We start from the raw sequence: 8,403 nt of genomic DNA, 5'->3' as shown, positions 1-8,403 counted from the left end.
GGGTGGGGGGACCGGTTGGGACCGGAGCCGTGTACCATCAGGCTGTGGAAAAAGAGCGCGCTGCCGGCCTTCAGCGGCACCTCGACCTGATTGGCATCCCGCAGATCGCGCTCTTGCGCGGGTTCCGCATCTTGTGCCTGCGCGATAAGACCCCAGTCTTTCAACCCCCAGGTGTGGCTGCGCGGGATGACTTTGAAGCAGCCGTTCTCGGTCGTGGCTTCGTTCAGGGCAATGCTGACGGTCACGAGCGCGGGCGGTTCGATGGGCCAATAGGCCGAATCCTGGTGCGGCGCATGGGCGGAGCCGTGAAAGGCCGGCTTGAGCATCAGGGTGCTGCGGAAGAGCAGCAGGTCGGGACCGAGCAATCCACCCACCACCCGGAGCAGCCTGGGATGGACGGAGAGGTCGCGAAAGAACGTCGAGATCTCCCGCGTGTTTTCGATTTTCCTCAGCACGGGCAGGCCGTCCGGCCGGTTCGCGCCCTTCGCGTAGGGTTCGCGCTGGAAACGCGAGGATGCCGGATCGCCGGCGGACTCGAGTTCCGCCGACAGCCGGTGCAGGCGTTCGATTTCCTCGTGGCATGCGGCCAGTTCGTCTTCCGACAGCACGCCCTCGACGACCAGGTAACCCTCTTCCTCGAAAAAGGCCTTCTGTTCAGCCAGGCTCATCATCGCTGAGTCCTCCTAGGGTCTGGACCGACCGAATATCCAGTAAGCCAGCGCGGAAAGTCCAACGAGATCGCATACGAAAACAGGCAGACGGTATATGGCCACTTCGTCGTAACGCATCACGGCGCCGCTGGCTCCCATGGCGGCGACGAGGAACGAGAAGGCCACGAGCCGCTTTGCCCACAGGTTCCCGGCCAGCGGGGCGGCCAGGATACCGAGCAGCGCGGCATGGAATATAACAAACCCCGCGTACCCGTTTCGCGTGGCCAGGGCGATCTCCCATTCGTATCGGTAGTGCCAGACCATCAGCACATGGGCGAAGACGATCAGCGCGACCGGCGTCATGTGTATCGGCCGGTGCCGGCCTGCGGCGACCAGAGCCATGTTCGCGGTCAACCCGGCATAGCCCGTGATCGCGGCGAGAAAGGTAATCGTTTCGATAGGCATCGTTCGAGAGTGCACTCGCGGGGCCCTGGTCCTCCGGGATCGAGAAAACGTAGGCCAAGACCGATTTAACGCATCTTTTTCGGCGTTTCGGAGTCCAATAGAGTAGTAGAGGCGGACGTCGAACACGTGATTGCATCACGGCCACGATCGATGGCCCGCCAATGATCAAGGATTCGATATGACTCCGGCGCCCTGCGGGAGCATATCCAATCATCAGAGCGACGGCATTCCTTGCCGCTTCCCATGCGGCCGCCCAAATGCCGTCGCTTACTTTTTGCTAAACCCTGCGCATGGCCCACGACCTGCCCCCCGGAAGCGTCAGTCCTTCCTTGTCCGCCCACATGGTCAGCACGTTCCAGCCTTCCTGCGCGCGTCCGCTGTGGGCGTCCAGGGGCCGGCTGTTGCTGCGACCACGCACCTGCCGGATGTACTTCTTGTTGTTGAGCAGTTCGATGGTCAACACGTTTCTGGTCGCTCCGGATCCCAGGTAATCGACCTTCATGGACCAGATGGACCGGGTCCCATTCGCGCAGGAAGTCAGGTACGAAGCCACACAGTGCTTCATGTGCTTGCCCTCGTAGGCCAGGTCCCGGCTGTTGCGGATCTCCTCGATGCGCCAGGTCCGGATCTCCCCCGCCCTTTCGTCCTCGTCCACCCACGTGTATCCATCTACCCCGCAGGATGCCCACTGGCGGGGTTTCTTAGGCTGGGATCGATTCAACCCGCGGTGCCAGGCCTCCACCCGCCGCAACATGGATTCGGGCGTTCGGCCCTTCATGGTGAAGTCCGGTTCGGGCGGATCGATGAGACGAACGCTTCCGTCCGGCTCCCTCCGCTCCTGGGCGGCCGTCCGTCGGTGATGGACGTAATCGACGATCGGTCCCACGTGCGCCACGTCGAGCAGGGGATGGTTCACAAAGAAGTGCAGCACGGTCTCCCAGAACGACCCTTCCCCGAACCTCTCCCCGAGCATCGAATCGCAGACCGCCTCCGCCAGCTGGTCGTCGCCGCCCATCCCGATCACCTGGGCCCAGCGAAGGGCCGCGTCCACCGTGTATCCGGTCGGTGCGGACACGATGAATGCATGGGCCATGCGCTTGGTGAATCGAAGCGGGATGGCGGCCTTGCGAATGTTCTGGCCGGTACCGACATGAACGAACCAATCCTGCCGGGTATTCGCCTCGGAATCCATACCCGCGAAGAATGCCGTATCCATGCACGCGGGCACGTCGTACTCGGCCAGGAGATGCCGTGCCAGCGCGCCGAACTGCCGCCGGCCGTTGTGGCTGTCCGGTTTCCAGGACTCGACCTTTCGGATCCAGCGGTCGTGCCAGGCGGCCAGCGACGCCAGCCCGTCCACGAAATTGTTGGCCGGCTGCGGCCCGTATTGAGGCACCACCGGCTTGAGATGAAACAGTCTGCCCTGTCTTTCGACGTGCAGGAGGAGCGTCAGGAAAGCGGATCGGGCCTTCGGGTCGAGCGGCGCGTTCTGAAAGAGATGGCGCACCCGGAGCAGTACGGGACTGGTGAGTTCCCGGTCGTCGACCTCGCCGGCGGCGATCCGCTTCAGCAGGTCTTTCCGGCGCCTGCGGTGCTGGCTGGCGGACGACCGGTCGGCCTTCTCCCGGCTGCGCGCCTGCTGCCCCAACTGGACCTCCTGCCGGCGTTGCGCCTTGCTTTTCTGCAGGCCGTCCCCGGCACCGTGCGCCCGGCACCACGCCTGGTACTCCGCGACGGTACCCAGACCCAGGGCGGTGATATGCGCCTCGAGTTCCGCGTCGATCCGGTGCTGTTTCGTGGTCTTTTGTGACGAGGCCAGTTCCCGACGGCGCTGCGGCAGGGTCTTGTTGAGGCGGATGTTGAAACCGTTCTCCCGGCACCAGGTCCTGTAGGCTTCCACCGTATCCAGGTGAAGCGAACGGAGATGCCGGCGCATCGGTGCGCTCAGTCGCGGGTCGGCCTCGAGATGGGTCTCAGGCATGGCGAATCCTGTGTAAATCCGGTATTCCCGTTACTGTACACCATTGCGGATGTATTCGGCAACTGCTTTCACGGATCGAGCGGGACGGACAGGGCCTTTTCCGCCGGCGCAAGGCAGACGGCGTCGTTGCAGGCCTGGTAGTACAGAGTCGCGTAAAGTCGCCCGCCCTCCGCGAGCGATCCGCCTTCCGCCAGCTGTCTGGAGTCCACTTCGATTCGGGCGGTCAGCCGGATTTCCCCCTGGTACACTTCCACCGGAACGTCGGAGAAGCCGAACCGCAACGTATCCGCCGGTGGATAGGCAACCGCGGCGGTCCGGATGGGCAGATCCGCATTGAACGTCAGGGCCGTGGGAACCAGGCCCTGTACATTGGTCCTGTCGCCGATAATGTGCCAGCCTTCCTCGATACGGATCGATACGGTCGCGTCAATCACCCCGTCGCGCGGGCCCGGTACGGCGTTCAGGCAGGCCTCGACCTTCGCGTTGCCGCCGAATCCGGACTCGGCGCCGTCGACCCCGCCACTGGGTCCGCCGGCCCCGCCGACCGCAGCATTGGGTCCGCCGGCCCCGTCTCCCGTGCGCACCCCATCCCCTTCACCGAGCAAATAAACCTGCAACGCAAGGATCATGGAGGTGAACCGACCGGGGACCTCCATCATCGACGCGGCGTAGACGCCAAAAAGACGCGCGGCCCGCGCACGGTACCGCGTATCGCCGGTGTGGCGCGCCAGTGAGAGCAGCGCCCGGGCGGCCACGCCGTTCCCCGATGCCCGTGCCCCGTCGAAGGCGTTTCTCGTGCGCAGGAGCTGGTATTCCTCAGATTCCCCGAAGTAGTACCCGCCGGTATCCAAATCCCAGAAGCGCTCGTTCATCCGGTTCGTGAGCGTTTCGGCCGCGGCAAGCCAGCGGGAATCCGCACTGGCCTCGTACAGACTGAGCAACCCCCCGATCAGGCGGGCATAATCCTCCTGGAAAGCGCGTCTGCGAACCGCACCGTCGGAATAGATCCGGTAGAGGCCGAGTTCGTCGTCCCAGAGCCGGTCGAGCATGAAGTCCGCTGCCCGCGCGGCCGTTTCAATGTACCGTCCGTCTCCGGTCACAAGCCCCGCGTAGGCGAAGGCGTCGATCATCTGGCCGTTCCAGGCCGCGATCACCTTGGGGTCCACCACGGGACGCTTGCGCTTCGACCGCGCCGACCGCAGCGCTTCGCGCATGGCTTCCAGTCCGGCGAAAGGTCCGGTCGAGCCCGCTTCCTCCCGGACGTACAGGACGCCGGATCCGGCGGGAACGTCCGCGACGCCCTCCGACGCGTCTTCGACAGCCGCACTTCCGGTAGCCGCCGCCACCCCGGGCATCGGCGCCAGTCCATACCTACCCAGAAACACGTCGGCGTCCGCCCCGAGCGTCTCCCTGATCTCCGCCTCGGACCAGAGGTAGTACCGGCCCTCCACGGCGTCGGTCTCGGAATCCACCGACGTGTGGAACGCACCGTCGACGGACTGCATCTCCCTCTGGACAAAGGCGAGCACGTCTTCGGCGACGGCACGGTAGGCGGCGTCGCCGGTCATGACAAAGGCCATCAGGTAGACCCGGGCGAGATCCGCCTGGTTGTACAGCATCTTCTCGAAATGGGGGATGCGCCAGGCGGAATCCGTGGCATACCGGTGAAATCCACCGCCCACGTGGTCGTAGAGGCCGCCCCGCATCATGACGTCCAGGGTGTGGGTGGCCATAGACAGCAGGGACCCGTCGCCGGTGCGTTCGTATTCCTTCAGCGCGAGTTCGATACGCAGGGGCGCCGGGAACTTGGGTGCGGGACCGAATCCGCCGTTTATGGCGTCGTAACGCGTCTTCAGATGGGACCGGGCGCCGGACAGGATGGCGTCGTCCGGTTCCGCCGTCCCGTCGGCCGCGACCTGGTCGCGCTGAAACGAGCGGATCGCTTCGGCCACCCGGCCCGCCTGTTCGACCAGGTCGTCCCTGCGGTTTTCCCAGGCGTCCCTCATCAAGTTCAGCACGCGGGGGAATCCGGGCCGGCCGGGCAGGTCCTCCGGCGGAAAGTAAGTACCGGCGAAAAACGGCTTGAGATCCGGCGTGAGGAACACCGAATTGGGCCAGCCGCCTCCGCCCGTGATGAGCTGGGTGGCCGTCATGTAGATCTCGTCTATATCCGGCCGTTCTTCCCGGTCTACCTTGATGTTTACGAAATGGGCGTTCATGACCGCGGCGATGTCGGGGTCGGAGAACACCTCGCGCTCCATGACGTGGCACCAGTAGCAGGTCGCGTAGCCGACGGACAGGAAGATGGGTTTCCCCTCCCCGCGGGCGCGTTCGATCGCCTCCGCGTCCCAGGGATGCCAGTTCACCGGATTCCGGGCGTGGGCGCGCAGATAGAGGCTGGTTTCTCCAGACAGCCTGTTTGAGGGAGGACCCGGTCCGGCATCGCAACCCGGGACCGCGGTCCCGGCGATGAGGACAAGGGCGGCGAGGAAAAAGCGGGCCGAGCAAGGCATGCGGGCAGCCCTAGATGTGGATCGCCGCGCCTTCCAACCCGGCGGCGGCTTCCATGACCAGTTCCGACAGCGTGGGGTGGGCGTGAATGGTCTTGTGGAGTTCCCGGGTGGTCGATTCAAGCGTGCGCGCGGTGCAGATCTCCGCGATCAGTTCCGTGGCGTCCGCTCCGATGATGTGCGCGCCGAGTATTTCGCCGTACTTCGCGTCCGCGATCAGCTTGACCATGCCGTCCGTCTGGCCGGCGGCCACGGCCTTGCCGCTCGAGCGATAGGGCATTCTGAAAACCTGGACTTCGCGTTCCGCGGCGGCCTGCGCCTCGGTCAGGCCGACGCTGGCGACCTGGGGCTGGCAATAGGTACACGCGGGTATGTTCCCGCGATCGATGGGCGCCGATGGATGGCCCGCGAGGCGCTCCACCAGGTTGATCCCTTCCGCGGACGCCTTGTGGGCGAGGAGGGGCGGGCCCGTGACGTCGCCGATGGCGTACACGCCGGACACCGTCGTCCGGCACTCGTCATCCACCCTGATGAAGCCCCGGTCGGTCTCGACGCCGAGTGCTTCCAGCCCGATATCCTCGATATTCGCGTCGCGGCCTATGGCCAGGAGCGTGACGTCGGCTTGCAGCGTCTCTTCTTTCCCGTCGACGGTTACGGTCACCGAGGTGCCGTCCGAACCTGATTCGGCCGATTCGACGCGCGCGCCGGTCTTGATCCCGATCCCCAGTTTCGCGAAGCTCTTTTCCAGCGTTTCGCTGATCTCCTCGTCTTCCACGGGCAGCAGGTGAGGAAGCATCTCGACGATGGTCACCTCGGTACCGTAGGCCGCGTAGTAGTAAGCGAACTCCACGCCGATCGCACCGCCGCCGATGATGGTCATCGACCCGGGCGGCTCCTCGATCAGCATGGCCTCGGTACTGGTTATGATCCGCTTTCCGTCCACCGGGACGGCCGGGATCGCCTTGGAGCGCGAACCCGTCGCCAGGACGATCGAACGGGCGTTCACGGTCTGCGTTTTGCCCTTGCCGTTCGTCACGTCGACGGAAGTGGCCGAAGCCAGGCGGCCGTGGCCGCTGACGAGATCCACCTTGTTCTTCTTGAGGAGGAACTTGATGCCGCCGGCCAGCGTGTCGGCGGCCTTGCGGCTGCGCTGTACGGCCTTGCCCATGTCGAACCGCAGGTTGTCGCAGGAAATGCCGTAATCTTCGGCGTGGCGCAGGGTCAGCACAAGCTCGGCGTTCTTCAGCAGCGCCTTGGTGGGAATGCACCCCCAGTTCAGGCACACGCCGCCAGGCTTGTCCTTCTCGATCACCACCGATTTCAAGCCCAGTTGGGCCGCCCGAATCGCCGAAACGTACCCCCCGGGGCCGCCGCCGACCACTGCCACGTCGTAGTTCTCTGATGCCATGTCTGACTCCGGAAAAATGAATGAATCCCAACTGCCCCTGAAGCGCTGGTATAACTAACGCGCACGGCACTTCATGTCAAGATAATTCTCTTGTCTGCCAGGGCTTTACGTTGTATCATGAGAAGGAGCGGAAGACCGATGAATACGGGCTTCGGAACGCGTAACGAAACGGCCGGACACATGACCCTGGAAGCCATCATCAAGTCTATCACACACGGGCGAATCACCGAACTGATCGAAGGGCTGGTCGCCATTCCGTCGGTCACGGGAAACGAACGGGCACTGGGCGACATGCTCCACGGGTTTTTCGGCGAGATCGGTCTTGCCGGGATCCACCGGATTCCGGTGGAGGATTCGGGCGACACCCTGGCCGTGCGGATTCCCGGCCGCGAGAACGGGAACGACCAAAGGAACGGGCTTGATAACGGCCGCGCGATCATGCTCAATTTCCACCAGGACACCTTCGACGCGTGCGATGGCTGGGAAACTGACCCGTGGTCGCCCGTGGTCAAAGACGGATGCATGTACGGGCTCGGCGCGCACGACATGAAGGCCGGCGCGGCGGCCGTGCTCGCCGCAGTGGAGGCCATCGTCCGGGACGGGACGGAACTGGCCGGCGACCTGATCGTCTCCGCCACGACCGACGAGGAGAACTGGTCCCGGGGCGCTCACGCACTGATCGACAGCGGGTTGCTCGAGGGGTGCGAAGGCTGCCTCATACCCGAACCCACGCCGCCGGGACGCTTGCGCATCGGTTCGCGGGGCCGCCACGTCATCAAGATCGACCTGGCGGGCAGGACGGCCCACGCCGCGTATACGGGAGAAGGCGTCAACGCGGTTCATGACGCCGCGAAGATCATCACGGCCCTGGACCGGATCGAACTGGGCTGGAACGAGGAGTTCGACCTCGGTGGCACAATCTGCGTCATCGAAATCAGCGGGGGGAGAAACATCATCCTTGTGCCGGAACACGCGCAGGTCGTCCTCGACAGGCACATACTGCCCGGACAGTCGATCAACGAGGCCGCGCAGGACATCGAGGCACTGATCCGGTCCCTGTCGATCGCGTCCGAGTGGCGTGTCACGTGGGACGACCGGCCCACGCCCGCGCCGGCGCCGTACATCGTGGATCCCGGTTCGAAGTTCGTCCAGTCCACTCGGAAGCGGGTCGAGGAACAACTCGGCCGGCCGGTGCGATACGCCCTGGCAAGGAGCGTGGCTGACACGAATCACTTTGCCGTGACCGGAGGCATCCCGACGCTGGTGTACGGACCCGAAGGGGGAAACACCTGCCAGGCCAATGAATTCGTCAGTATCGAGTCCACTCTCCGTGTCGCACGGGCCTATTGCGGCATCGTGTTCGACATGCTGGGAGTCGCGCGTTAGCCC

General features: G+C 64.5%; 6 protein-coding genes. 1 reads left to right on the top strand and 5 read right to left on the bottom strand.

Features of this window, described 5'->3' with window-relative positions:
* From F4Z81_10595 to lpdA, 5 genes are all read right to left on the bottom strand, one after another.
* Window positions 1-671 (bottom strand): phytanoyl-CoA dioxygenase family protein (locus tag F4Z81_10595; GenBank protein ID MXW05502.1); only part of this gene is annotated, 671 nt, incomplete at its 3' end.
* A gap of 12 nt (window positions 672-683) precedes the next feature.
* On the bottom strand, window positions 684-1,115 hold the full coding sequence (locus F4Z81_10590; protein MXW05501.1) for a hypothetical protein: 432 nt from the start codon (window positions 1,113-1,115) through the stop codon (window positions 684-686).
* Window positions 1,116-1,392: 277 nt separating this feature from the next.
* Window positions 1,393-3,096, bottom strand: coding sequence for a hypothetical protein (locus F4Z81_10585; GenBank protein ID MXW05500.1), 1,704 nt, complete (start codon window positions 3,094-3,096; stop codon window positions 1,393-1,395).
* A 68-nt stretch (window positions 3,097-3,164) separates the two neighbouring features.
* On the bottom strand, window positions 3,165-5,609 hold the full coding sequence (locus F4Z81_10580; GenBank protein ID MXW05499.1) for a DUF255 domain-containing protein: 2,445 nt from the start codon (window positions 5,607-5,609) through the stop codon (window positions 3,165-3,167).
* A 10-nt stretch (window positions 5,610-5,619) separates the two neighbouring features.
* A complete protein-coding gene (lpdA, locus tag F4Z81_10575) occupies window positions 5,620-7,014 on the bottom strand; it encodes a dihydrolipoyl dehydrogenase (GenBank protein ID MXW05498.1) in 1,395 nt (464 codons plus the stop codon).
* A gap of 117 nt (window positions 7,015-7,131) precedes the next feature.
* Between lpdA and F4Z81_10570 the strand changes: the two genes are divergently transcribed.
* Window positions 7,132-8,400: a M20 family metallopeptidase gene (locus tag F4Z81_10570; GenBank protein MXW05497.1), complete on the top strand. Its 1,269-nt coding sequence runs from the start codon at window positions 7,132-7,134 to the stop codon at window positions 8,398-8,400.
* Window positions 8,401-8,403 lie beyond the last annotated feature (3 nt).

This window comes from Gemmatimonadota bacterium (assembly GCA_009835325.1).
Taxonomy (GTDB): domain Bacteria; phylum JAAXHH01; class JAAXHH01; order JAAXHH01; family JAAXHH01; genus JAAXHH01.
This window is presented reverse-complemented; position numbering and strand designations above follow the sequence as displayed.

Excerpts from the sequence above, each read along its gene's own strand:
- F4Z81_10580 (MXW05499.1), bottom strand. The coding sequence starts at position 5,609 with ATGCCTTGCTCGGCCCGCTTTTTCCTCGCCGCCCTTGTCCTCATCGCC.
- F4Z81_10585 (MXW05500.1), bottom strand. The coding sequence starts at position 3,096 with ATGCCTGAGACCCATCTCGAGGCCGACCCGCGACTGAGCGCACCGATG.
- lpdA (MXW05498.1), bottom strand. The coding sequence starts at position 7,014 with ATGGCATCAGAGAACTACGACGTGGCAGTGGTCGGCGGCGGCCCCGGG.
- F4Z81_10570 (MXW05497.1), top strand. The coding sequence starts at position 7,132 with ATGAGAAGGAGCGGAAGACCGATGAATACGGGCTTCGGAACGCGTAAC.
- F4Z81_10590 (MXW05501.1), bottom strand. The coding sequence starts at position 1,115 with ATGCCTATCGAAACGATTACCTTTCTCGCCGCGATCACGGGCTATGCC.